The 22,662-nt window shown below is 63.0% G+C and carries 17 protein-coding genes and 1 tRNA gene; 13 read left to right on the plus strand and 5 right to left on the minus strand.

Annotation, left to right across the window (positions count from 1 at the left end; all coding sequences use genetic code 11):
- Positions 1 to 147: 147 nt before the first annotated feature.
- The 5 genes from gcvT to SDENCHOL_RS11315 all read left to right on the plus strand — a co-directional run bounded on the left by gcvT (position 148) and on the right by SDENCHOL_RS11315 (position 6,288).
- Entirely contained in the window at positions 148 to 1,239 is a 1,092-nt protein-coding gene (gene gcvT / locus SDENCHOL_RS11295) for a glycine cleavage system aminomethyltransferase GcvT (protein ID WP_067169700.1), read from the plus strand.
- A gap of 39 nt (positions 1,240 to 1,278) precedes the next feature.
- Entirely contained in the window at positions 1,279 to 1,662 is a 384-nt protein-coding gene (gene gcvH, locus SDENCHOL_RS11300; protein ID WP_067169703.1) for a glycine cleavage system protein GcvH, read from the plus strand.
- A 179-nt stretch (positions 1,663 to 1,841) separates the two neighbouring features.
- Complete coding sequence (gcvP, locus tag SDENCHOL_RS11305; protein ID WP_067169706.1) at positions 1,842 to 4,739, plus strand: aminomethyl-transferring glycine dehydrogenase; 2,898 nt, start codon at positions 1,842 to 1,844, stop codon at positions 4,737 to 4,739.
- Entirely contained in the window at positions 4,736 to 5,995 is a 1,260-nt protein-coding gene (locus tag SDENCHOL_RS11310; RefSeq protein WP_067169709.1) for a peptidase U32 family protein, read from the plus strand. The genes gcvP and SDENCHOL_RS11310 overlap by 4 nt, the downstream gene beginning before the upstream one ends.
- Positions 5,996 to 6,042: 47 nt before the next feature.
- Positions 6,043 to 6,288, plus strand: a complete 246-nt coding sequence (locus tag SDENCHOL_RS11315) for a biotin/lipoyl-containing protein (RefSeq protein WP_197706909.1) — start codon at positions 6,043 to 6,045, stop codon at positions 6,286 to 6,288.
- Between the two features lie 968 nt (positions 6,289 to 7,256).
- Here SDENCHOL_RS11315 and SDENCHOL_RS11320 read toward each other — a convergent pair.
- A complete protein-coding gene (locus SDENCHOL_RS11320) occupies positions 7,257 to 8,510 on the minus strand; it encodes an NAD(P)/FAD-dependent oxidoreductase (protein WP_067169716.1) in 1,254 nt (417 codons plus the stop codon).
- A 246-nt stretch (positions 8,511 to 8,756) separates the two neighbouring features.
- Between SDENCHOL_RS11320 and ettA the strand changes: the two genes are divergently transcribed.
- On the plus strand, positions 8,757 to 10,421 hold the full coding sequence (gene ettA / locus SDENCHOL_RS11325) for an energy-dependent translational throttle protein EttA (RefSeq protein WP_067169720.1): 1,665 nt from the start codon (positions 8,757 to 8,759) through the stop codon (positions 10,419 to 10,421).
- 39 nt (positions 10,422 to 10,460) lie between these two features.
- A complete protein-coding gene (locus tag SDENCHOL_RS11330; protein WP_067169723.1) occupies positions 10,461 to 11,690 on the plus strand; it encodes a fibronectin type III domain-containing protein in 1,230 nt (409 codons plus the stop codon).
- 137 nt (positions 11,691 to 11,827) lie between these two features.
- On the opposite strand, the gene SDENCHOL_RS11335 is transcribed toward SDENCHOL_RS11330, so the two are convergent.
- The 4 genes from SDENCHOL_RS11335 to SDENCHOL_RS11350 all read right to left on the minus strand — a co-directional run bounded on the left by SDENCHOL_RS11335 (position 11,828) and on the right by SDENCHOL_RS11350 (position 15,864).
- Complete coding sequence (locus SDENCHOL_RS11335; protein ID WP_067169726.1) at positions 11,828 to 13,384, minus strand: Fic family protein; 1,557 nt, start codon at positions 13,382 to 13,384, stop codon at positions 11,828 to 11,830.
- Between the two features lie 399 nt (positions 13,385 to 13,783).
- Positions 13,784 to 13,859: transfer RNA gene (locus SDENCHOL_RS11340), tRNA-Thr, on the minus strand.
- Between the two features lie 83 nt (positions 13,860 to 13,942).
- Positions 13,943 to 14,575 (minus strand): response regulator transcription factor, encoded by a 633-nt coding sequence (locus SDENCHOL_RS11345; protein ID WP_067169730.1) that lies wholly within the window; start codon positions 14,573 to 14,575, stop codon positions 13,943 to 13,945.
- Entirely contained in the window at positions 14,572 to 15,864 is a 1,293-nt protein-coding gene (locus SDENCHOL_RS11350; protein WP_067169734.1) for a sensor histidine kinase, read from the minus strand. Before SDENCHOL_RS11350 ends, SDENCHOL_RS11345 begins: the two co-directional genes overlap by 4 nt.
- Before the next feature lie 182 nt (positions 15,865 to 16,046).
- Here SDENCHOL_RS11350 and SDENCHOL_RS11355 point away from each other — a divergent pair, with 182 nt between their 5' ends.
- Genes SDENCHOL_RS11355 through SDENCHOL_RS14650 form a run of 6 tightly spaced genes read left to right on the plus strand, consistent with a single transcriptional unit; the run spans position 16,047 to position 22,648 of the window.
- Positions 16,047 to 16,574 (plus strand): GspH/FimT family pseudopilin, encoded by a 528-nt coding sequence (locus SDENCHOL_RS11355; RefSeq protein WP_067169737.1) that lies wholly within the window; start codon positions 16,047 to 16,049, stop codon positions 16,572 to 16,574.
- Entirely contained in the window at positions 16,571 to 17,053 is a 483-nt protein-coding gene (gene pilV, locus SDENCHOL_RS11360; RefSeq protein ID WP_083522826.1) for a type IV pilus modification protein PilV, read from the plus strand. Before SDENCHOL_RS11355 ends, pilV begins: the two co-directional genes overlap by 4 nt.
- Positions 17,050 to 18,066, plus strand: a complete 1,017-nt coding sequence (locus SDENCHOL_RS11365; protein ID WP_067169744.1) for a PilW family protein — start codon at positions 17,050 to 17,052, stop codon at positions 18,064 to 18,066. The genes pilV and SDENCHOL_RS11365 overlap by 4 nt, the downstream gene beginning before the upstream one ends.
- Position 18,067: 1 nt before the next feature.
- Positions 18,068 to 18,667: a pilus assembly PilX family protein gene (locus tag SDENCHOL_RS11370; protein ID WP_067169747.1), complete on the plus strand. Its 600-nt coding sequence runs from the start codon at positions 18,068 to 18,070 to the stop codon at positions 18,665 to 18,667.
- Positions 18,668 to 18,713: 46 nt separating this feature from the next.
- Positions 18,714 to 22,214 (plus strand): pilus assembly protein, encoded by a 3,501-nt coding sequence (locus SDENCHOL_RS11375; protein WP_153011268.1) that lies wholly within the window; start codon positions 18,714 to 18,716, stop codon positions 22,212 to 22,214.
- Between the two features lie 20 nt (positions 22,215 to 22,234).
- Entirely contained in the window at positions 22,235 to 22,648 is a 414-nt protein-coding gene (locus SDENCHOL_RS14650; protein WP_067169753.1) for a type IV pilin protein, read from the plus strand.
- Positions 22,649 to 22,662: the final 14 nt, after the last annotated feature.

Genomic DNA, 22,662 nt, shown 5'->3' on the forward strand with positions numbered 1-22,662 from the left:
GCCGGGATGAGGCAGCGAAGACAGCGCTCATCCGCACCGCAATCTCTCAGGTACCAAGGACAGATGGGGCGAATGGATGACATCCATTCGCCCTTTTTTCATTCATCCGATCCTGCACCAGGAAAATCTGACAAGCCACTGATCCTCATGGAAAAACCGCCCATTCTCCTGCATACCCCGCTCCACGCCACGCATCTGCGCAGCAAGGCCAGAATGGCCGACTTCGCCGGCTGGGACATGCCCATCCACTACGGCTCGCAGATCGAGGAACACCAGGCCGTGCGCAGCGCCGCGGGCATGTTCGACGTCTCCCACATGCTCGCCATCGACCTGACTGGCCCGGACGCCACCGCCTGGCTGCGTCGCTTGCTGGCCAACGACGTGGTCAGGCTGACGGCCCCGGGCAAGGCCCTGTATTCCTGCCTGCTGCGCAAAGACGGCGGCATCATCGACGACCTGATCGTGTATTTCTTCGACCCGACGCATTACCGCATCGTCGTCAACGCCGGCACCGCCGACAAGGATCTGGCCTGGATGCAACAGCATGCCGCGGGCTTCGACATCGCCCTCGCGCCGCGCCGCGACCTGGCGATGATCGCCATCCAGGGGCCGCAGGCACGTGAAAAATTCTGGCAGGCCTGTCCCGACAGCCGCGCGGCAAGCGAAGGACTGGCCTCCTTCCAAGCGGCCTTCCATGGCGACTGGCTGATCGCCCGCACCGGCTACACCGGCGAGGACGGCTTAGAAATCGCCCTGCCGGCCGAGCAGGCCGCCACCGTCTGGACGCAGCTCGAAGCCGCCGGCGTACGCCCATGCGGCCTCGGCTGCCGCGACACGCTGCGCCTCGAAGCCGGCATGAATCTCTACGGCCAGGACATGGACGAAAGCATCTCGCCGCTCGAAGCGGGGCTAGCCTGGACGCTGGCCATGCAGGACGAGCGCGACTTCATCGGCAAGACCGCCCTCCTCGCGCAACGGCCGGCACGCCGGCTCACCGGCCTGCTGCTGCAGGAACGCGGCGTGCTGCGCGCCCACCAGACCGTGAAAACAGCCCACGGCAACGGCGAAATCACCAGCGGCAGCTTCTCGCCGACCCTGCAGCAAGGCATCGCGCTGGCCCGCCTGCCCGCCGCGGTTGCCATCGGCGATAGCGTCGAAGTCGATATCCGCGGCAAATGGCTGCAGGCCAAGGTGGTCAAGCCGCCTTTCGTGCGTCACGGCCAGCGCCTGTTTTCCTGATTCATTTCATCCAAGCAAACACACCAACCGGAGAATCCCATGAACGTCCCCGCCAATCTCAAGTACGCCAAAACCCACGAATGGGCACGCCTCGACGCCGATGGTCTGGTCACCGTCGGCATCTCCGATCACGCCCAGGAAGCGCTCGGCGACATCGTCTTCCTCGAACTGCCCGAAGTCGGCCGCACGCTGCAAGCCGGCGAAGAATGCGCCGTGGTCGAATCGGTCAAGGCCGCCTCCGACATCTACGCGCCGATCGCCGGTGAAGTCGTCGCAACCAACCAGGCCGCCATCGACGCGCCGGAACTGGTGAACCAGGACGCCTACGCCAACTGGCTGTTCAAGCTGCAACCCGCCAACACTGCCGAACTCGACGCGCTGCTCGACGCGGCGAGTTATGCAAAGGTGGCAGAGAGCGAGTAAAGCTGGGGGAACGGCGTGGTTCGGGTAGCTCCGTCATTCCCGCGCAAGCGGGAATCCAGAGGTGTCTGAGACATGGATCCCCGCTTGCGCGGGAATGACGAGGGTAACTTGACGTGCAATGGCCACGACATGCCATCGATAGCATTGAACCACATACCGCAACAAACCAAGGTCACACCATGCCCAACACACCCTCCCTACTCGAACTCGAACAACGCGATGCCTTCATCGCCCGTCACATCGGCCCGAACCGCGACGAAATCGCGGCGATGCTGGCCGTCATCGGCGCTGCCAGTCTCGATGAGCTGATCGAGCAGACTGTGCCGGCGGCCATCCGCCTGACTGCGCCGCTGGCGCTGTCCGACGCGCTGCCGGAGCATGAGGCGCTGGCCAGGCTCAAGGCCATCGCGGCGCGGAACGTCGTCAACAAATCGCTGATCGGCATGGGCTACCACGACACGCTGATGCCGGCGGTGATCCAGCGCAACGTGCTGGAGAATCCCGGCTGGTACACCGCCTACACGCCCTACCAGGCGGAGATCGCCCAGGGCCGGCTCGAAGCGCTGTTGAACTACCAGCAGATGGTGATCGACCTGACCGGCCTCGAACTCGCCAACGCCTCGCTGCTCGACGAAGCCACCGCCGCCGCCGAGGCGATGGCGATGGCGCGGCGCATCTCGAAGGCCAGGTCGAACGCCTTCTTCGTCGATGCCGCCTGCTTTCCGCAGACCATCGACGTGCTGAAGACGCGCGCCGGATTCTTTGGCTTCGAGCTGATCTTCGGCACGCCCGAGCAGGCCGCAGCGCAGGAAGTCTTCGGCGCGCTGTTCCAGTATCCGAACGATCGCGGCGAGATCGCTGACCTCACGCCGCACATCGCCGCGGTCAAGGCAGCCAGCGGCATCGCCGCCGTGGCCACCGATCTGCTGGCGCTGGTGCTGCTCAAGTCGCCGGGAGAGATGGGCGCGGACATCGCCTTCGGCTCGGCGCAGCGCTTCGGCGTGCCGATGGGCTTCGGCGGCCCGCACGCCGCCTTCTTCGCCACGCGCGACGAACACAAGCGCCAGGTGCCCGGCCGCATCATCGGCGTCTCCGTCGATGCGCGCGGCAAAAAGGCGCTGCGCATGGCGCTGCAGACGCGCGAGCAGCACATCCGCCGCGAGAAGGCCAACTCCAACATCTGCACCTCGCAGGTGCTGCTCGCCAACCTCGCCGGCATGTATGCCGTGTATCACGGCCCGGCCGGCCTGCGCGACATCGCGCTGCGCGTCCATCGCCTCGCCGCGCTGCTCGCCGCCGGCCTGCGCGAAGCCGGTATCGAAGCGGCCAACGCGCAGTTCTTCGACACGCTGCGCCTCGACCTCGGCGCGCACGCGCCGACGGTGCTGCAGGCCACGCGCGCCGCGGGATACAACCTGCGCGAGGTCTCCGACAGCGTGCTGGCCGTGGCCCTCAACGAAAAAACCACGCGCGATGACGTCGTCGAACTGCTGCAACTGATCGGCGGCCGCTCACCCACGCCCGACGCGCCCGGCGCACTCGATGCGCTCGATCAGCAACGCCCCATCGCCATTCCCGCCGAACTGCTGCGCCGCGACGCCATCCTCACGCATCCGGTGTTCAACACGCACCACACCGAGCACGCCATGCTGCGCTACCTGAAGAAGCTGCAGAACAAGGATCTGGCGCTCGACCACTCGATGATCCCGCTGGGCTCCTGCACCATGAAGCTCAACGCCAGCAGCGAGATGCTGCCGATCAGTTGGCCCGAGTTCGCCGACCTGCACCCGTTCGCGCCGCTCGACCAGGCGGCCGGTTATCTGGAAATGATCCGCACCCTGGAAGACGCGCTCAAGGCGATCACTGGCTTCGACGCGATCTGCATGCAGCCGAATTCCGGCGCGCAGGGCGAATATGCCGGCCTGGTCGCCATCCGCCGCTACCAGGCGAGCCGCGGCGAAAGCTCGCGCGACGTCTGCCTGATCCCGAAGTCGGCGCATGGTACCAACCCGGCGACGGCGCAGATGTGCGGCCTTTCCGTGGTCGTCGTCGATTGCGACGAGGCCGGCAACATCAACATCGCCGACCTGCGCGCCAAGGCCGCCGGACATGCCGCACGCCTGTCCTGCATCATGCTCACCTATCCGTCGACGCATGGCGTGTTCGAGGAAGGCGTGCGCGAGATCTGCGCCATCGTCCATGAGCACGGCGGCCAGGTGTACATGGACGGCGCCAACCTCAACGCCCAGCTCGGCCTGACCAGCCCGGCCTCGATCGGCGCCGACGTCTCGCACATGAATCTGCACAAGACTTTCGCCATCCCGCACGGCGGCGGCGGGCCGGGCATGGGGCCGATCGGCCTCAAGGCGCATCTGGCGCCGTTCGCGGCCAATCACGCGGTGCAGCCGATCGACGGCCCGCACCAAGGCCAGAGCGCGGTCAGCGCCGCGCCGTGGGGCTCGGCCTCGATCCTGCCGATTTCCTGGATGTACATCGCCATGATGGGCGGCGCCGGCCTCAAGCGCGCCACCGAGGTCGCCATCCTCAACGCCAACTACGTCGCCGCGCGCCTCGAGCCGCATTATCCGATTCTCTACACCGGCAGCCGGGGCCGCGTCGCCCACGAGTGCATCCTCGACGTGCGCGCGATCAAAACCGCCACCGGCATCGCCGAACTCGACATCGCCAAGCGCCTGATGGACTACGGCTTCCACGCGCCGACGGTGAGCTTCCCGGTCGCCGGCACGCTGATGGTGGAGCCAACCGAATCCGAAAACCAGGACGAGCTCGACCGCTTCATCGCCGCGATGATCGGCATCCGCGAGGAAATCCGCCAGATCGAAAACGGCACCTGGCCGGCCGACGACAATCCGCTGAAGCATGCCCCGCACACCCAGGCCGACGTGATTTGCAGCGACAGCGACTGGAACCGCCCCTACAGCCGCCAGCAAGCCGCCTTCCCGCTGCCTTTCGTCGCCGAGAACAAGTTCTGGCCGAGCGTGAACCGCATCGACGACGTATATGGCGACCGCAACCTGTTCTGCGCCTGTCCGCCGATCGAGGCCGCTTCCGCTTGAAGCCCGCGCCCGAGCTTCTCGCCCCCGCCGGTTCGCTGGAAATGCTGGAGACGGCGCTGGCCTATGGCGCCACCGCCATCTACGCCGGCCAGCCGCGCTACAGTCTGCGCGTGCGCAACAACAGCTTCGGCGACATGGCCCAACTCGGCCAGGGCATCGCTACCGCCCACGCCGCCAACGCCAGGCTGTATGTGGTCAGCAACATCTATCCGCACAATGCCAAGATCAAAACCTACCTGGCCGACATGGCGAAGGTGGTAGCTCTCCAGCCCGATGCGCTGATCATGGCCGACCCCGGCCTGATCGACATGATCCGCGAAACCTGGCCAGAAATGCCAATTCACCTTTCGGTGCAGGCCAACACCGTGAACTACGCCGCGGTGCGTTTCTGGCAGAAGCTCGGCATCTCGCGGGTGATCCTCTCGCGCGAACTCTCGCTCGACGAGATTGCCGAAATCCGCCAGCAATGTCCCGACATGGAACTGGAAGTCTTCGTCCATGGCGCGCTGTGCATCGCCTATTCGGGCCGCTGCCTGCTCTCCGGCTACTTCAACCATCGCGACCCGAACCAGGGCACCTGCACCAATTCCTGCCGCTGGGATTACCAGGTCAAGCCGACACAGACCGATGCCACTGGCGACGTCTACCTGATCGAAGAAGCCAGCCGTCCGGGGCAACTGATGCCGATCGAGGAAGACGAGCACGGCAGCTACATCATGAACTCCAAGGACTTGCGTGCCATCGAACACGTCCAGCGGCTGGTCGACATCGGCGTCGACTCGCTGAAGATCGAAGGCCGCACCAAGTCACCCTACTACGTCGCCCGCACCTGCCAGGCCTATCGCCGCGCCATCGACGATGCCGTGGCCGGCAAGCCGCTCGATCCACGCCTGCTGGCCGAACTCGACGGCCTGGCCAACCGGGGCTACACGGATGGTTTCTATCAGCGCCACCACGACGCCGAATATCAGAACTATCTGCACGGCTCATCCCGATCCGGGCGCAGCCTGTACGTCGGCCGCCTCACCGGCTACGGCAGCAATGGCCTGGCGGAAGTCGAAGTGATGAACCGCTTCGCCGTCGGCGATCGGCTGGAACTGATCCATCCGCGGGGCAACCTCGACGTGCAACTCGCCGCCATGTGGAATCAGGACGGCGCCTCCGTACAAATCGCCCCCGGCAACGGCCACCGCATGCGCATCCAGTTGCCCGCCGGTCTGGAAGGCGCATTCGTCGCCCGCTATCTGCCCGTATGAGCGCCTGAACAAGGCAGCAGCGCATGGCCGCATTACGCGAAGTCCGCATGCCGAAGTTTCCCGAATGCTGGGAAAGCTGCGGCAACTGCGCTGCGGAAACCATCATCATAGAAACGCTGCTGGTCGCGCCCGGCGAACGCATCGAGCGCGACGCCACGTTGCTCGTGCTGGAAACCGGCAAGGTCGCCCTCGATATTCCTTGTCCCTATGAGGGCAGGGTGGTCGAAGTTTTCGTTGAACGATACGATGAGGTCAGTGAAGGGATGTTGTTGGTGACGGTGGAATGTGAGTGATGAGGGATGAGTTGATGTTGCCGAGAGTTGGCTCGCTCCGGCAGGCGAAGTTTCAACAGCCAGGTTTCGTTTCAGTGGGCGATTTGAGCTTGGTGGGTTGTTTTCTGACGGCGCACTGAAGCCGGGACTCGCCCCGGCGGGCGGCCTCCTTTCTTGTCGTGCGACAAGAAAGGAGGCAAAGAAGCGCACCCCACCCCTACGGGTGGCTTCGCCCTTCGGGCTCCTGCCGGTGCGCCGGCCCTGCGGGCTGCCCGAGTTTCGCCGCCGCCGAGCGGCCGGTTTCTAAACTCGCTGCGCTCAGACACACGAAACCGGAAAGCCCCGCTCGGCGGCGGCGAAACTCGGCGAGACACAGGGGAATGGGGTGCTGCTCAACGCGTGGTGGTTAAAAAACCAACCATCAAATCATCGGCTTCGTCATTCCCGTGCAGGCGAAAATCCAGCAGCATGGACTACCCGACGAAGCGCGCATCGTCGTCATTCCCGCGAAAGCGGGAATCCAGTACGTTCCTGGGTCCCCGCTTTCGCGGGGACGACGAATATCTGAGAAGCTGCACGCCTCGCTCAAGCTCGGTTCCTGGGTCCCCGCTTCCGCGGGGACGACGAATATGTATCAAGCGTGCAACCCTGCATCAGCTTACCCGGCGCAACGCGCCGCGCTCTATCCGTTGGACTGTGACGCTTTTCCATTCCCCTGTGCGCCGCCGAACGGAGCTGGCCTCGGACGGGGATGTCCTGCTTTGCTGTTCGAGCGCAGCGAGTTTGCAAAGCAGGCCGGCCGAGGACTGCGCAGTGAGGGCAGCCCGGCGACGCCGGGCCGGCAAAGCGGGGCGCGCTTTTTGGTTACTTTTTGCCGCGTGGCAAAAAGTAACTCGCCCGCCGGGGCGAGTCCCGGCTTCAGCGCGCCGGCAGAAAACAACCCACCAAGCTCAAATCACCCACCGAAACGAAACCGCCTCCCAACAACTCTAGGCTTCTATCAACGCCGGCAACGCCTCAGGAAACCGCCGCTCCTGATGCACTTCGGGCACGAAACGCCCTTTCAGCAGCAGGTTCCAGTAGAACCATGGCAAAACGGAGCGCTTGAGAAACCAGTAAAACCTGCGCGGAATGCGGGAGTCCAGCGGCAGCGTGGTGGAGACGGTGCCGCCATAGGTAAACTCGGCCAGCATCACCTTGCCGTGCGACGTGGTGACCGGACAGGCCGTGTAACCCGTGTAGCGGTTGCGGGTTTCCAGCCCCTGCAATGCCTCCAGCAGATTGGCTACCAGCACCGGGGCCTGCGCCTTGACGGCGGCAGCGGTCTTGCTGGTCGGCAGCGAACTGCAATCACCCAATGAAAAGATGTTGTTGTGGCGCACATGGCGCAGCGTATGCTGATCCACATCCACCCAGCCTTCGGCGTTGGCGAGTGCGCTCTGGCGAATGAAGTCGGGCGCGCTTTGCGGCGGCACGACGTGGAGCAGGTCGTAAGCCACCTCCTCGCGAACTTTCTCGCCATCCTGCACCCGCTCGAAAACAGCAATCTTCTCCGCGCCGCGCACCTCGACCAGCGAATCGCCCAAGCGGGCCTTGGCGCCGTAGGCATCCACCACCCGGCTCAGGGCCTGGGCATAGAAGGGCACGCTGAACAGCACCGCGCCGCCATTGCGGAACTGGATGCTGTCGGCCTTGATGCCCTGCTGGCGCCAGTAATCGGCGGCCAGATACATCGCCTTCTGCGGCGCGCCGGCGCATTTGATGGCCCCGGCGGGCTGGGTGAACAATGCTCGCCCGCCTTTGAAATTTTTCACCAGTTCCCAAGTGTAGGGCGCCAGATCGTAACGGTAGTTGCTGCTCACCCCGTTCTTGCCCAGGGCTTCCGGCAGGCCCTTGATGGCGTCGAAATTCAACTGGATGCCGGCCGCCACGACCAGAAAGGCGTAACCCAGCCGCTCGCCGCCGGCCAGCTCGATTTCATTCGTTTCCGGACTGAAACCGCTGACCGCCTTGGCAATGTGCTTCACCCCGCGCGGCAGGAGGCCGGCCAACGGACGGCGAGTCCGCGCGACGTCGAAAGCGCCGCCACCGACCAGGGTCCATGCCGGCTGATAGAAATGGAATTCGGCCGGATCGACGATGGCGATGTCCAGGCCAGGCTGCCTGCGGCGCAGACCGGCAGCCACGCTGATGCCGGCCGTGCCGCCGCCGATGATGACTACTGTGTGTTTGCTTGCTGACATGGCATCCCTCGCATGATGGAGAAGTGAGGCGCGAAAATTTCGCCGCAGGGAAACTTGCGGAAACTTGCACGCGGAAACGTTGCCATTGTAGGAAACACAAACTAGAACCCAAAGGAATGAATTTTCATATGTGTATTCCCTGAAGGAATTTATAGTGCTTGTTCCCCCGGCAATCCCGGCGACTGGTCAAGCCACCCCGCCCTCGGGTAAGCTTCGCCCTTTGTATTTTCAGGCCAGATAGACACCATGTCGCAATACGTCTTCACCATGAACCGCGTCGGCAAGATCGTGCCGCCGAAGCGCCAGATCCTCAAGGACATTTCCCTTTCCTTCTTCCCCGGCGCCAAGATCGGCGTGCTGGGGTTGAACGGCGCCGGCAAATCCACGGTGCTGCGCATCATGGCCGGCGTCGACACCGACATCATCGGCGAAGCCCGGCCGATGCCCGGCATCTCCATCGGTTATCTGCCGCAGGAGCCGCAGCTCGACCCCGGACAGACCGTGCGTCAGGCGGTCGAGGAAGGCCTGGGGCCGCTGATCGAAGCCAAGGCCAGACTGGAAGAAATCTATGCCGCCTATGCCGAGCCGGATGCCGATTTCGACAAGCTGGCCGAAGAACAGGCGAAATACGAAAACATCATCGCCGCCGCCGGAACCGACGTCGAACATCAGCTCGAAATCGCCGCCGATGCGCTCGGCCTGCCGCCCTGGGATGCGAAGATCGGCGTGCTTTCCGGCGGCGAGAAGCGCCGCGTGGCGCTGTGCCGCCTGCTGCTTTCCAAGCCCGACATGCTGCTGCTGGACGAGCCGACCAACCACCTCGACGCCGAATCGGTGGAATGGCTGGAACAGTTCCTGGTGCGCTTTCCCGGCACCGTGGTGGCCGTCACCCACGACCGCTACTTCCTCGACAACGCCGCCGAATGGATCCTCGAACTCGACCGCGGCGAAGGCATCCCCTGGAAAGGCAATTACTCCTCCTGGCTGGAACAGAAGGAAAAGCGTCTGGAAACCGAAGCCAGGCAGGAAGGCGCACGCATCAAGGCGATGAAGCAGGAACTCGAATGGGTACGGCAGAATCCCAAGGGCCGCCAAGCCAAGAGCAAGGCCCGCCTGGCGCGCTTCAACGAGCTGTCCTCGGAGGAATACCAGAAACGCAACGAGACGCAGGAAATCTACATTCCAGTGGCCGAGCGCCTGGGCAATGAAGTCATCGAGTTCAAGAATGTCAGCAAGCGCTTCGGCGACCGGCTGCTCATCGACGATCTCAGCTTCTCGGTGCCGCCCGGCGCCATCGTCGGCATCATCGGCCCGAACGGCGCGGGCAAATCCACCCTCTTCAAGCTCATCACCGGCCAGGAGCAGCCCGATGCCGGCGAAGTGCACATCGGCCAGACGGTGAAGATTTCCCACGTCGACCAGAGCCGCGACGCGCTGGGCAACGACAAGACGGTATTCGAAGCCATCTCCGGCGGCGCCGACCTGCTGACCATCGGCAAATACCAGACGCCCTCGCGCGCCTATCTCGGCCGTTTCAACTTCAAGGGCGCGGATCAGCAGAAGATCGTCGGTAAACTCTCCGGCGGCGAACGCGGCCGCCTGCACATGGCCCAGACCCTGGCCACCGGCGGCAACGTGCTGCTGCTCGACGAGCCTTCCAACGACCTCGACGTGGAAACCCTGCGCGCCCTGGAAGATGCCCTGCTCGAATACGCCGGTTCGGTGCTGGTGATTTCACACGACCGCTGGTTCCTCGACCGCATCGCCACCCACATCCTGGCCTGCGAGGGCGACTCGCAATGGACGTTCTTCAACGGCAACTACCAGGAATACGAAGCCGACAAGAAGCAACGTCTGGGCGAGGAAGGCGCGCGGCCCAAGCGCATCCGCTACAAGCCAATCACGCACTGAATCACCGATGAATCACCGAACCGAAAGACAGGTACGCACATGAAACGTATCCTCACCCTGCTCACGACCGCCCTGGCCGTGCTCTTGCTGAACGGCTGTCTGGGAGACAGCCTCAAACTCGGCAGCTCGGCAGCCCCGCCAAGCAACCTGCAGGCGGTTGCCGGCGATGGCAGCGTCACCCTGACCTGGGATACCGCCCCAGGCGTCGAATACTGGGTGTTCGTCGCGTCCGGCTCGGGCGTCACGACAGACAACTGGGACAGCCGGGGCGGCCAGGCATTTCCCCGGGCGACCTCGCCCTATGTCGTTCCCAATCTCACCAACGGGCAACTCTATTCATTCACCGTCAATGCGCGCATCGACGGCGGCCCGGGCGGCCCGGGCGCACCCTCGGTCAATGCCACGCCGCGCATGCTGGGCGACACCTGGAGCAACGTCGGTCCCATACCCGAATCCCGCAACCTGAACGCGGTCACCTATGCGGGCGACCGCTTCGTGGTCGTTGGCGATCAGGGGGCGATCTATTCCAGCCCGGACTTCACCGCCTCGCCAACCTGGACTTCATTGACCAATCCGACAACGGCCAATCTGCATGCCGTCGACTATGGTGGCGTCTACCTCGCCGCCGGCGCCGCCGGCACCATCCTGCGCAGCACGGATGGAACGACCTGGGCGAAACAGACCAGCGGCACCAGCAAAACCCTGTACGGCCTGGCCAACAACGGTGCCAACGGCTACGTCGCCGTCGGCGAAATCGGCACCATCCTTTCCAGCCTGGGAGGAGAAAGCTGGACGTCGAGCGCCTCGGGCACCATCAGAAACCTGAATGCCGTCATCTACACCGGCAGCCGCTGGATCGCCGTCGGCAATGCCGGCACCATACTGATCAGCCTCAATGCCCTCAACTGGACTTCGATCAGCGCTCCAACCACACAGAACCTGAACGGCCTCACCCTCGGCTGGGACGCCACCACCGCCACCCCCATGCTCATCGCCGTCGGCGATGCCGGCACGCAACTGACCAGCCTCGACAACGGCATGAACTGGGTCAAGAGCACGATCAACGCAGGCTTCAACTTCAAGGCCATCACCTACGGCAGCCAGTTCATCACCGTCGGCAACTGGGGCACCATCTACACCAGCAGCGATGGCGGCACCTGGACCCGGCAGACTTCAAACACGCTGTCCCTGCTGAATGCCGCCGCCTACAGCAGCAGCGGCAATATCGCGGTCGTTGGCAATGGCGGGCTGATCCTGGCGGCGCAGTAACCGGCAACCAGCCAACAATCGCCGAAAAGAACAAGGGGTTACCGGCGCCGGCCGGCAACCCCTCTGAGATCAAGCCAAGGGCAGCAGGTAGCCATCGGGGCGGACTGCCGAGAGAATGCGGGAAATGTGCGCCGATTTCAGGTCGCACCATCGCCGGGATGTGTCTCCAACCACCGCCGCCCGATGGCCGTCAAGCGGTAGCATTGCTTGCTGCTGCGAGGTGTATCGGGCAGCGTCATCTCGATCATCTGCGCAGTCAGCGCCGGGCTCAGATACGCTTTTCGGAAGTGATCCTCGCCCTTGAGGCCAAGCGCGGTCTGGATTTGCTGCCGGGTCATCTCACCGACCACAGCGCGGACCAACCGTTCAATTTCCCCTGTGACTTCCCCTGTGACTTCCCCTGTGACTTCCCCTGCGCCTACCGTCGGGACGAGGGACAAAGGGTGGCGCGGCAGCCGAATCACGAACGAAAGCCGGTCGTCGTCCATCTCGAACAGCGGCGCGGGCGAGCCGTTGGCCGCCATTTCCTTCAAGATTTTCGGGATACCGGTGGAGCGGCCCTCGGTCATCTCCAGTTCCTTCAGGAACTCGCCGATGCGCCGGTTGCGGTAACGGCGGCTGACGGCGCGGCCCGCCTTCAGGTCTTCCATCCGGATTGACCGATCCGGGCCGGGGTAGCTGACGACCACCAGTTCGTCGTGGCTGATGCGCACCTCGATGGGTTCGTGCTCCTCGTAGGAACGGTGATAGACCGCGTTGACCACGGCCTCCTCGATGGCGGCATAGGGGAAGTTCCAGAACCGCGTCGCCTCGGCCCGATCCGGGTGCTTGATGACCGTTTCGTGCAGGTAGTTGCGCTGGATGTAGCCCAGCGCCTCGCGTGTCATTCGCGCCAGCGGTCCCTTGAAGATTTTCTCGTCGAAGCGGTCGCCACCCGCGCCTTCGGGGAACCACACCACGTCGATCTGTACGCCGGGGAAGAACCGCTCTGGCGTTTCGTTGAAGAACAGCAGACCCACGTTCTTGGGCCAAGGCGATTCGGTGGGACCGCCCGCCACGTTCATTTGACGCCCCAGTGCCTCAACAAAAAGCCCAGGCGCATCCGCCGCCAGCGCACTGCCGACTTCCTCCAGGAAACCCTGCATCAATGGCTTGGCGAGATCATCGACGCGCGCGAACTGGTTGAAGCGGTCGTCGAACGGCACCTTGGCGGCCAAGCTCAACAGTTCCTGCTCGGTGTCGCCCTTGGCCTCGACCGTGCTGCTGTAGCGGCGGATGTAGTAACGCCACGTTTTCTTGCTGGCCGTGACTGCTTCCGGCGCTTTGTAGGGGCGCGTCTGCCCACCCGGTGCTTGCAGCACGATCAGGTTACGACCCTCGACGACTTCAAGGCTCAACACCGGAAAATACGGTGGCTGGATCAACTGGCAGTGTGCCAGCAGTTCGCGCTGGATTTTGTCGAGCTGGTTGTCGGGCAGGCCGACCGGCGGAAAGATGGGCCTTCCGTCGGCGTCGCAGTCCTGCCCTATGACAACATAGCCACCACCCAGGTTCTCGAAGTCGTTGGCGAAGGCGCACAAAGTGCGGATGATCGCGTCCGGATTCCACCCCGCCTTGTATTCGATACGCTCGCCCTCGACCGTGCGCTGGCGCAGCAGGTCGTCGAGGTTGATGGGGAGTTTGCTGTTCGTCATCGACCAATTCCTCCAGCAACACGTTCAGACAAGTTGCATGTACACAAATCCAGACACGCGGAACGTACATCAGCCAATACTTGATGGAGGGCGAGAAAGCCGATCTCATCACGCACGCCTTGCTCGTCTTCGCGCAGTGCCTGCTCCGCTGCGGCGACATCTTTGCGCGAGAACAAAACCCACCCAATCATGCTTTGGAACCCTTTGGGTCGTTCAGTACAACCAGAAACTCCGTCGCCAGCGCCACCGGCTTCACACCTACACGTCGCACTTGAGTCTGACCAAGCCGTAGCCTTCCATCATTCGTAGCGAGCGCAACGGGTTGGGTACGCGCCGGCTGGTGCGCCAGTGCCGAGCGCACCACGAAAAAGCCCGGCGCATGTCCGGGCTTTGGGATGATGGTGCCGGTGAAGAGAGTCGAACTCCCGACCTTCGCATTACGAATGCGCTGCTCTACCAACTGAGCTACACCGGCTTGCTGCAAAGGATGCGGATTATAGCGGCTTGCCGCAGGGCGGGCAATCGTATCGGAGCCTGCGCCTGCGCAAGGAGCATTCTCTATTCAAACAAACGATGCTCGACGGCATAGCGGATCAATTCCACATTGTTCGTCACGCCCAGTTTTTCCATCAGATGCGTCTTGTGCGTGGTGATGGTCTTGGGGCTCAGGTTGATGCGTTCGGCGATCTGGCTCAGTTGATAGCCTGCGGCGATCAGGCGCAGCACTTCCCGCTCGCGCGGGGTCAGCCGCTCATGCCGTGCCGTTGCCCTGGGTTCGACCGAATCGAAAACCAATGACTCCGCCAGTTCCGCCGGGATATAGCGCTCGCCGGCAGCCACGCGGGTCACCGCCGTCATCAGCGTATCCGGGCTGACCTCCTTGGTCAGATAGCCCCGCGCACCCGCCTGCAGGGCGCGGCGCACGGTGGCCGGCTCATCGTGCATGCTGAGTACCAGGATCGGCACATCGGGCCGCAGCCTGGCGGTTTCTTCGACCAGGCTGGTGCCGGTCACGCCCGGCATGGTCAGATCGAGGATGAACACGTCGGCCTCGAGCTGCCCGATGGCCGCCAGCGTTTCCGCCGCATTCGTCGCCTCGGCGACGACGGTGAAATCAGCGAAGGACTGCAGCATCTGCCGCAAGCCCGCGCGAAACAGGGTGTGGTCATCGGCCAGAAAAATACGGATCATGCAAGCGCTCCCAGACTGGATGAATCAAACGCGCCAGACGCATCGGGCAGGCGCACCTCGATGTGCGTTCCCGCGCCGGGCGCGGTTTCGACATCCAGCCGGCCACCCAGGGCGGCCACGCGCTCGGTCATGCCCAGCAGACCAAAGTGGGTTTCACGACTCACCTGCGTCATGTCGAAACCCCTGCCGTCATCGGCGATCGACAGGTGCAAACCTGCATCCGCACCATCGACGCATTCGCGTGCAATGACGATGCGTACCCTCCGCGCCTCGGCATGCCGCACGACATTGGTCAGCGCCTCCTGCACGATGCGGAATGCCGTGATGGCAAGCCCGTCCTCCAGGCCGCTCAGCGCGTCGGCGTCCTGGTACTGCACCTCGCACTGCACGCCGATCGGCAACAGCATCCGCTCCGCCAGCCATTCGACGGCGGCGACCAGACCCAGATTCAGCGCCGGCGGGCGCAAGTCGGCGGCGATGGTCTTGATGCTGCGATAGGCATCGGCCAGCATCCCGTCGATAGTCTGCGCGCTCGCCGCCACCTGCGCGTGGGTCACTTCCGGCTGGCGGCTCAAAAGCTGCAGGTGCATGCGCGCCGTCGTCAGCAACTGCCCCAGCTCATCGTGAAACTCGCGCGCCAGCCGCTGATATTCCCGCTCCATCTGCCGTTCGCGATGCGCGCCCAGACGGCGCAGCGCTGCGCGTGATTGCTCCAGCGCCCGCTGCGTGGCCTTGAGCAGCGCAATGTCCTGAATCACCATTCCCAAACCCACCGGATTGCGTCCGAACGGCGTGGGGATCGGAAACAGCGAAACCAACCAGCAGGCAGGCGTGGCCACATCGGTATCAGATTCACTCTCACCCGCACCCGCCACGATCTCCATCTTGTCGACCGGCTGATTGCTCATCAATACCTCGGTCATGCGCGGCAGCAATGCCGCCGCCAGATCGGACGGCAGATGCCGCAACGACTGGCGAGCGCAAGGTTCCGCACCTCCTGCGCCTTCCGCCCCTGCCATCCTTCCCCCTTCCCGGACCAGCGGATTCTCCTGCTGCATCAAGGCCAGCAGCGTGGAATTGATGCGCACGAAGTTCAGCTCGCGATCCAGGATCGCCATGCCCGCCGGCGCCGCATTGAAAAAGGCGTCGAACAGGGCCTCGTTGCGCTCGACCTCCCGCGCCATGCGCTGCCGCCGCAGATGCGCCCACAGCCAGGCCAGCAGCACCAGCAGCAAAAATCCCAGGCCGAGCGCCACGACCGTGATGAAATATTCCCGACTACCGATCATGCTTGCATCCCACGTCGTCCGTTGCGGTACAAATTCACAGCCGAGGCTGGCGGGTCAGGTTTACCTGATGCAAAATCCGCCAACGCTGATTGTCTCCATCCTGCAGTTCACTAGCATACGCATCGTGAGACACCGTTCCAGCCCGCCAGCCCGGACCGCCAACAACCGCCCTCCGCAAAACCATGAACCTCGACCGCCAGCCCTCACTCCCGCCCGCCTCACAGCGCGGCTTCTCACTGATCGAGCTGATGATGGTGGTGGTCATCCTGGCGATCCTGGCCAGCATTGCCGTTCCCTCGATGCAGAACATCATAGTGCAGAACCGGCTGGCCTCGCGCACCAACGAACTGGTCGGCGCCATACAGTTTGCCCGTACCGAAGCCATCAAGCGCAATCAACGCATTCGTCTCTGCCGCGCCGCCGACGCAACCGCCACGGCCTGCACGTCCGGCGACTGGCAGCACTGGGTCATCCTCAACGCGGCAAACACTCCCCTGCAGCGCGGCAGACTCGATGCCACGCTGACGCTCAACGGCACGCTCGCCAACGACACCATCACCTTCCTCCCCTCCGGCCTCAACGACATCACGGCAAACAAGAACACCCTGACACTGCGCTCAACGATCGGCAGCGGCGCCACCGGCCGCCGGATTGAAATCGGCCTGGCCGGCAGAACCTCGATCACCAGATTGACGGCGAACGAATCATGAAAACTCCCGACCTCATGCAGTTCGCACGGCTCAAGCGGCAAGGCCGCGCCACCCCGCGGCGGCAACGCGGCGTCAGCCTGCTGGAAGTGCTCATCGCCATGCTGATCCTCGCCTTCGGCCTGCTGGGGCTGATCGCCATGCAGATGGCCACCCTGCGCAACAACCAGAGCGCCTTCGACCGCAGCCGGGCCATCATGGCGGTGTATAGCGTCGCCGACATCAAACGCACCGAATACCTCGATACGGGAGAGCTGACTGACGCCAGCATGACCGCCTTTCCAAGTGAGCAACTGACGGATCTCAAGGCAAATCTGGGACAAAGCGCCGACGGCGCAATCGCATGCACCGAAACCACCCTCACCCCCGTCCTGGGTGATGACATATCGCGCTATACCTGCGCAATCACCATCACCTGGGACGACTCGCTCGGCCTCGAAGGCGACAGCAGCCAAAGCCTGACCACACGGGTGCAGCTATGAATCCATCACTTGCCGCCGCGCGCCGCTTACGCATGCAGGGCATCTCCCTGGTCGAAGTCATGGTCGCCCTCACCATCGGGCTGATCCTGACGCTGGGCATGGTCGGCCTGATGGGCGGCAACGCCCAGAACCTGCGTATCACCGAAAGCCTTTCGGAATCCCAGGAAAACGCCCGCATGGCCTTCGAACTCATTGCCCGCGACGTCCGCCAGGCGCGCGACACCAGTTGCGGCCCGCTGGGCAACAGCAGCGTGAGGAAAATCGATCCTGCCGACGCCACTCCGGACTGGTGGGAAGAATGGTGGCCGCTGCGCGGCCTTGCCGGCGATGAAGAGACAGGTGCCGCAAGCTTCGGCAACGCCATAGCCGAACGCGTCGCCAACACCCAGGCCCTACAACTGCAGGAAACCGAAGATGTCGCCCTGATCAACACCTTCCCCTCAACGACCACCGTCCAGTTGAAGGACAACACGCCGGGCTTTGCCCAGAACACGATCATCGTGATCTGCGACATGGACAACGCCAGCCTGCACCAGGTGACTGCCGTTGCCGGCACCACACTCACCATTGATCCGGCCATCTCCATTTCCGACCCGGACAATCCGCAATTCCAGGCCGCGCGCTACTACGCCGCCACCTGGTATATCGGCAACAACGGCCGCGCCGATGAAGGCGGACGCTCGCTCTACCGGGCTCGCCTGGATGCCAATGGCAACGTCATTCAGGAAGAAATCCTGCCCGGTGTCGTGGATATGGAAATTCGCTATCACACCAGAGGGGAAGCCAGCAATGATTTCGTGGAAGCCGCCGATCTCCTCGACCCGAACAACGCAACCACTACCAAGAACAACTGGGACCAGATCAATGCCATCGAATTGACCCTGGTGACCGAAAGCACGCAAAGAAACGTCGCCTCTCCGGATGCCGACGCCGACGCGGGACTCGTCAGCCAGGCAGACCGGCGCCTGCGCCGCACCCTCACCCATATCATTGCCTTGAGAAACACGCACTGACATGAAAACCCAGCCTATTTCCGTTGCCATTGCCGCCAGACAACGGGGCGTCGCCCTGATCATGGCGCTCATCATGCTGGTCGTCGTCACCCTGGTCGCGCTGTCCGGCATGCGCAACACCTCACTGCAGGAAAAACTGGCCGGCAACCTCTACGACCGCGCCATCGCCCTGCAGAGCGCCGACTTTGCCCTGGCGGCGGCGGAAGCCTGGATACTCGCAAACGAGCGCAGCGCCATTCTCAAGGACAGCCGGGTGGTGGATTGCTCGCAGGCCAGCGCCAACTGCCCGACCATACCGACCAACGCCTTCGCGCCCAACGCCAACGGCTGGACCAGCGTGACGCCAACCAATTTCAATGAAGGCGTCAAAGCCGGCTCCAACCCTCAGTACTTCATCCAGTACCTCGGTCTGAAGAACAGCGAAGCCAACACCAGCACCAAGGAAAGCGTGCTCAGCCTGCAATACGGCGCCACCGGCGGTGGCGGCAGCAATGATTCCCCGCAAAACGCCACCTATCGCGTCACCGCCCGCAGCAGCCAACCCACCGCAAACAACGACCGCGCCGTTGCCGTGGTCAGCAGCCTGATTAAGGGCAGCTGATCGCCACCACTCGCCTTCACCCACTCACGCTCGACAGGTGACCGCCATGACCCAGCAAACTCACCATCGCCTACATCGCGCCCTTCCCGGCCTTCGCCTGCTCGGCCTGCTGGCCTGCCTCCTGCTGCCTGCCACCCCGGCATCGGCGGGTGTGGAACTCGCCCAGCAACCGCTGACGGTCGCCACGGCGGTCGAACCGAACATCATGCTCATCCTCGATGATTCCGGCTCGATGGGCTGGGAGCACATGCCGGGCACGACGGCAAACTGGTACAGCAATCCGGTCGGCGGACTGCCGACTACGGTCAGCGTCAACGACATTCGCCTGCGCGCCGCCAACATCAATACGATGTGGTACAACCCGCTCATAACCTACGAGCCTTGGCTCAAATACGACGGATCTTCCTATTCCAACGCCAATTACGACGGCGGCAACGTGGCCGCCGATCCTTCCGGAAAGTCCGGCAGCGGCACGCTCAACTTCAAGACCAAATTTACTGCATGGCAGAATCTGAGCACCAGTGGCACCTATTCCGTCGGCAACTCAGAGACGATGAGCACGTCGACCGGCCTCGTCTCTTCCAACTATCAGTGGCGGTACGGCGGTTTTTACTATCTGACCGGCAGCAATGAAAAAACCGTAACGCACTACAATCGCTACGATTTCATCTATGGTTGCAGCAGCGGCACCAGTTGCAATAACTCGCAAAAAGCCTGGCGCGCCCGCAAGGTTACGCTGAACACGAACGGTACGGACAGCAGCAATGTGCAATTGACCGGGTTTGACTGGACGCCCTATGGCGGCCCTACACGTACCATTCAGGAAGAAATCCAGAACTACGCCAACTGGTTCTCTTACTACCGCCTGCGCATCACCATGGCCAAGGCAGCGGCAAGTCGCGTCTTCGCCAAGCTGGGCAGTGGTTACCGCATTGGTTTTGACACCCTCCAATACAACGCCAAATCCAAAACGCCCATATTCTCCATTCCGGTCAGCAGCGATGACGGAAGATTTTCCGGCGCCAACAAGCAGACCTGGTTCACCAAGTTGTTCGCCGCCAACTCATCCGATGGAACTTCACTGCGTGAAGCCTTGAGCCGCGCGGGTGAATACTATTCGGACACAGTCAACGGTGCCAAAGGCAGCAGCGGCCCCTATGGGCCCGAGTCGGGCGCTGCCCAACTCTCCTGCCGGGCGAACTTTGCCATTTTGACCACGGATGGTTACTGGAACGGCAATGCCGCCTTAAACAACGAGGCCCAAAAGGACAACGACACTCAAGACGGGGTTGAAATTACCGGACCCAATGGAAGAAGCTACCAGTACGAATCCAAGTTTCCCTACAAGGACAGCCGTTCCAATACACTCGCCGATGTCGCCATGTACTACTGGAAAACCGATTTGATGCCTCCAAGCAAAGATGACGAAGGCATGACCAATGACGTACCCACCACGGCAAAGAACCCGGCCTTCTGGCAACACATGCGCACCTACGGCATTTCCATCGGCGAAAAAGGCACGCTCGATCCAAAAACAGACTTGCCCGCACTCACCGCCGGCAGCAAGTCCTGGCCCGCGCCCGGCAATGACAAGCAGGAGAACATCGACGACCTCTGGCATGCCGCGGTCAACTCGCGCGGCGAATTCATCGTCGCCTCCAACCCGGACGAGTTCGCCAAGGCCCTGACCAGCACCCTGAACGAAATTGCCAGCGAGACCAAGCATGCCGCCAGTGGCGGCGCCAGTTCGGCCAAGCTGGAAGCCGGCAGCATGGTGTATTTCAGCCAATACACTTCCGGCGCGTGGAACGGGCGGGTGTATTCACAAGAGCTCGATGCGGGTACCGGCCTGCCCAAGAGCGGCGGCAGTACCTGGGACGCGGAACAAAAGCTGCCGGCCTGGGCCCAGCGCAAGATGCGCGTCAATGCCGGCGGCACGCTGAAAGCATTCGAATTCGCCAATCTGACGGCGGCGCAGAAGGCTTTTCTGACTTCGGCCGACACGGTCAACTATCTGCGCGGCGACACCAGCAAGGAAGAACCCACGGGCAGCTTCCGCGAACGTAGCGGCCTGCTGCCCGCCTTCATCAACTCGCAACTGGTCTATGTCGGCGCGCCGACGCATGGCGACTATTACGCAGCGCAAAGTTCTACCGGCGCAAGCAGCTACGCGGGCGGGCTATGCCAGCGACAACAAGACTCGCACGCCGGTTCGGTTCTGTACGTCTCGGGCAGCGATGGCATGCTGCACGGCTTTAACGGCAAAACCGGCGTGGAAACCATCGCCTTCCTGCCCAGCTTCTCCATCGGCACCACCTTGCAGCGCTATACCGATCCCAGGTATGGCATGAACGATATCAACGATCCCGACTGGCAGACCTTCCGCCACCGCTACATCCTCGATGGCGAATTGACGGTTGCCGATGCCTATCTGAGCGGCTGGAAAACCATCCTGGTCGGTACCCAGGGGCGGGGCGGCACGGGAGTGTTCGCGCTGGACGTGACAAACCCCGACGACATCAAGTTCCTGTGGGAAAAATCGGCCGCGGACAACAGTGCGCTCGGCAACAGTCTGGGCAAGCCAGTGATTGCCCAGGTGGCGAACGGCGACTGGCGCGTGCTGCTCGGCAATGGCCCCAACAGCAACGGCGATCGTGCGCAACTGATCATGATTTCACTGACCAACGGGACGATCACTACCGTGAATACCGCCGCTGGCGGCAACAATGGTCTTGCCGGCGTGAATGCGATCGACTCCGACGGCGATGGATTTTTCGACACGGCCTATGCCGGCGACCTGAAAGGCAACGTCTGGCGCTTCACCAACCTGGGAGGCAGTCCAAGCGCTGACAAATTGTTCACCACGACCAACAACCGCCCGATCACCACCATGCCGCTGGTGGTGAAAAACGAGAAAACCCGGCAGATCTGGGTGTTCGTCGGCACCGGCCAGTTTCTGAATAATGCCGATATGAGCAACACCGACCAGCAGACCTGGTACGGCTTGCTGGACGACGGTACGGAAATCGGCTCACGCGCCAACCTGAAGGAAAGAAAAATCCTGACGACCGGCAGCGTCAGCGGCACCCCGGTCAGAACCCTGGAAGCCGGCACCGCCGCCGAAATCATCAACGCAGGCTTGCGTGGCTGGTATATCGACTTCACTTACCCGGGCGAACGGATGATTTCGCCCAATACGCTGCTGGCCGGCGCCTTGTTCGGCATCACCTACGTCCCCGATGGCACCAACCGCTGCCAGCCGGATGGCAAGAGTTCCGTCTGGGCGATCAACCCCTTCTCCGGCGCCCGGCTGAATCAGGGAATCTTCGATCTCACCGGCGACCGCAAGATCACTGCTGCGGACAAACTGGACGACGTCTTCCCTTCGGTGCTGGACGGACTGGAAGCCATCATGAGCGGCCAGCCGCCCATCATCCAGGGCAAGGATGGCACCGCCACCATGCACCTGCCCGGCAAGACCATCTTCCTGCAACTGCCCATCGGCCAGATGGGCCGCCAATCCTGGCGTGAAATCATCGCGAAATGAAACCAGACGGGACTACACCTATGAATACAGCGCCTTTCTCTCGCTCCTCCCGCAAAAAAACGGGAGGCTTTACCCTGATCGAGTTGATGATCGTCGTGGCGGTCATCGGCATACTCGCCGGCATCGCCCTGCCCTCCTACCAGAACTACTTGCAGCGCAGCGCGCGCGCCCAGGCGCAATCCTGCATGACGCAGCTCGCCCACGCCCTGGAACGCCGCCGCGCCACGAATCTCAGCTATGCCGGCAACGCACCGCAACTGGGCTGCACGACGGAAGGCGGCCTCAACAACCGCTATGCCATCAACATCGCAAGCGACGCCACGACCTATACCGTGACCGCCACTCCCCGAGGCAACCAGACGCAAGACGCGTGCGGCACCATGACGATCAACCAGATCGGCGCAAAAACCCCGGTCGCGGGGGGCTGCTGGTAGAGGCCGATCGTGCG

The sequence above is a fragment of the Sterolibacterium denitrificans genome, assembly GCF_900174485.1.
In the GTDB taxonomy this organism is placed as follows: Bacteria; Pseudomonadota; Gammaproteobacteria; order Burkholderiales; family Rhodocyclaceae; genus Sterolibacterium; species Sterolibacterium denitrificans.

Excerpts from the sequence above, each read along its gene's own strand:
- gcvT (WP_067169700.1), top strand. The coding sequence starts at position 148 with ATGGAAAAACCGCCCATTCTCCTGCATACCCCGCTCCACGCCACGCAT.
- gcvH (WP_067169703.1), top strand. The coding sequence starts at position 1,279 with ATGAACGTCCCCGCCAATCTCAAGTACGCCAAAACCCACGAATGGGCA.
- gcvP (WP_067169706.1), top strand. The coding sequence starts at position 1,842 with ATGCCCAACACACCCTCCCTACTCGAACTCGAACAACGCGATGCCTTC.
- SDENCHOL_RS11315 (WP_197706909.1), top strand. The coding sequence starts at position 6,043 with ATGCCGAAGTTTCCCGAATGCTGGGAAAGCTGCGGCAACTGCGCTGCG.
- SDENCHOL_RS11320 (WP_067169716.1), bottom strand. The coding sequence starts at position 8,510 with ATGTCAGCAAGCAAACACACAGTAGTCATCATCGGCGGCGGCACGGCC.
- ettA (WP_067169720.1), top strand. The coding sequence starts at position 8,757 with ATGTCGCAATACGTCTTCACCATGAACCGCGTCGGCAAGATCGTGCCG.
- SDENCHOL_RS11330 (WP_067169723.1), top strand. The coding sequence starts at position 10,461 with ATGAAACGTATCCTCACCCTGCTCACGACCGCCCTGGCCGTGCTCTTG.
- SDENCHOL_RS11335 (WP_067169726.1), bottom strand. The coding sequence starts at position 13,384 with ATGACGAACAGCAAACTCCCCATCAACCTCGACGACCTGCTGCGCCAG.
- SDENCHOL_RS11345 (WP_067169730.1), bottom strand. The coding sequence starts at position 14,575 with ATGATCCGTATTTTTCTGGCCGATGACCACACCCTGTTTCGCGCGGGC.
- SDENCHOL_RS11350 (WP_067169734.1), bottom strand. The coding sequence starts at position 15,864 with ATGATCGGTAGTCGGGAATATTTCATCACGGTCGTGGCGCTCGGCCTG.
- SDENCHOL_RS11355 (WP_067169737.1), top strand. The coding sequence starts at position 16,047 with ATGAACCTCGACCGCCAGCCCTCACTCCCGCCCGCCTCACAGCGCGGC.
- pilV (WP_083522826.1), top strand. The coding sequence starts at position 16,571 with ATGAAAACTCCCGACCTCATGCAGTTCGCACGGCTCAAGCGGCAAGGC.
- SDENCHOL_RS11365 (WP_067169744.1), top strand. The coding sequence starts at position 17,050 with ATGAATCCATCACTTGCCGCCGCGCGCCGCTTACGCATGCAGGGCATC.
- SDENCHOL_RS11370 (WP_067169747.1), top strand. The coding sequence starts at position 18,068 with ATGAAAACCCAGCCTATTTCCGTTGCCATTGCCGCCAGACAACGGGGC.
- SDENCHOL_RS11375 (WP_153011268.1), top strand. The coding sequence starts at position 18,714 with ATGACCCAGCAAACTCACCATCGCCTACATCGCGCCCTTCCCGGCCTT.
- SDENCHOL_RS14650 (WP_067169753.1), top strand. The coding sequence starts at position 22,235 with ATGAATACAGCGCCTTTCTCTCGCTCCTCCCGCAAAAAAACGGGAGGC.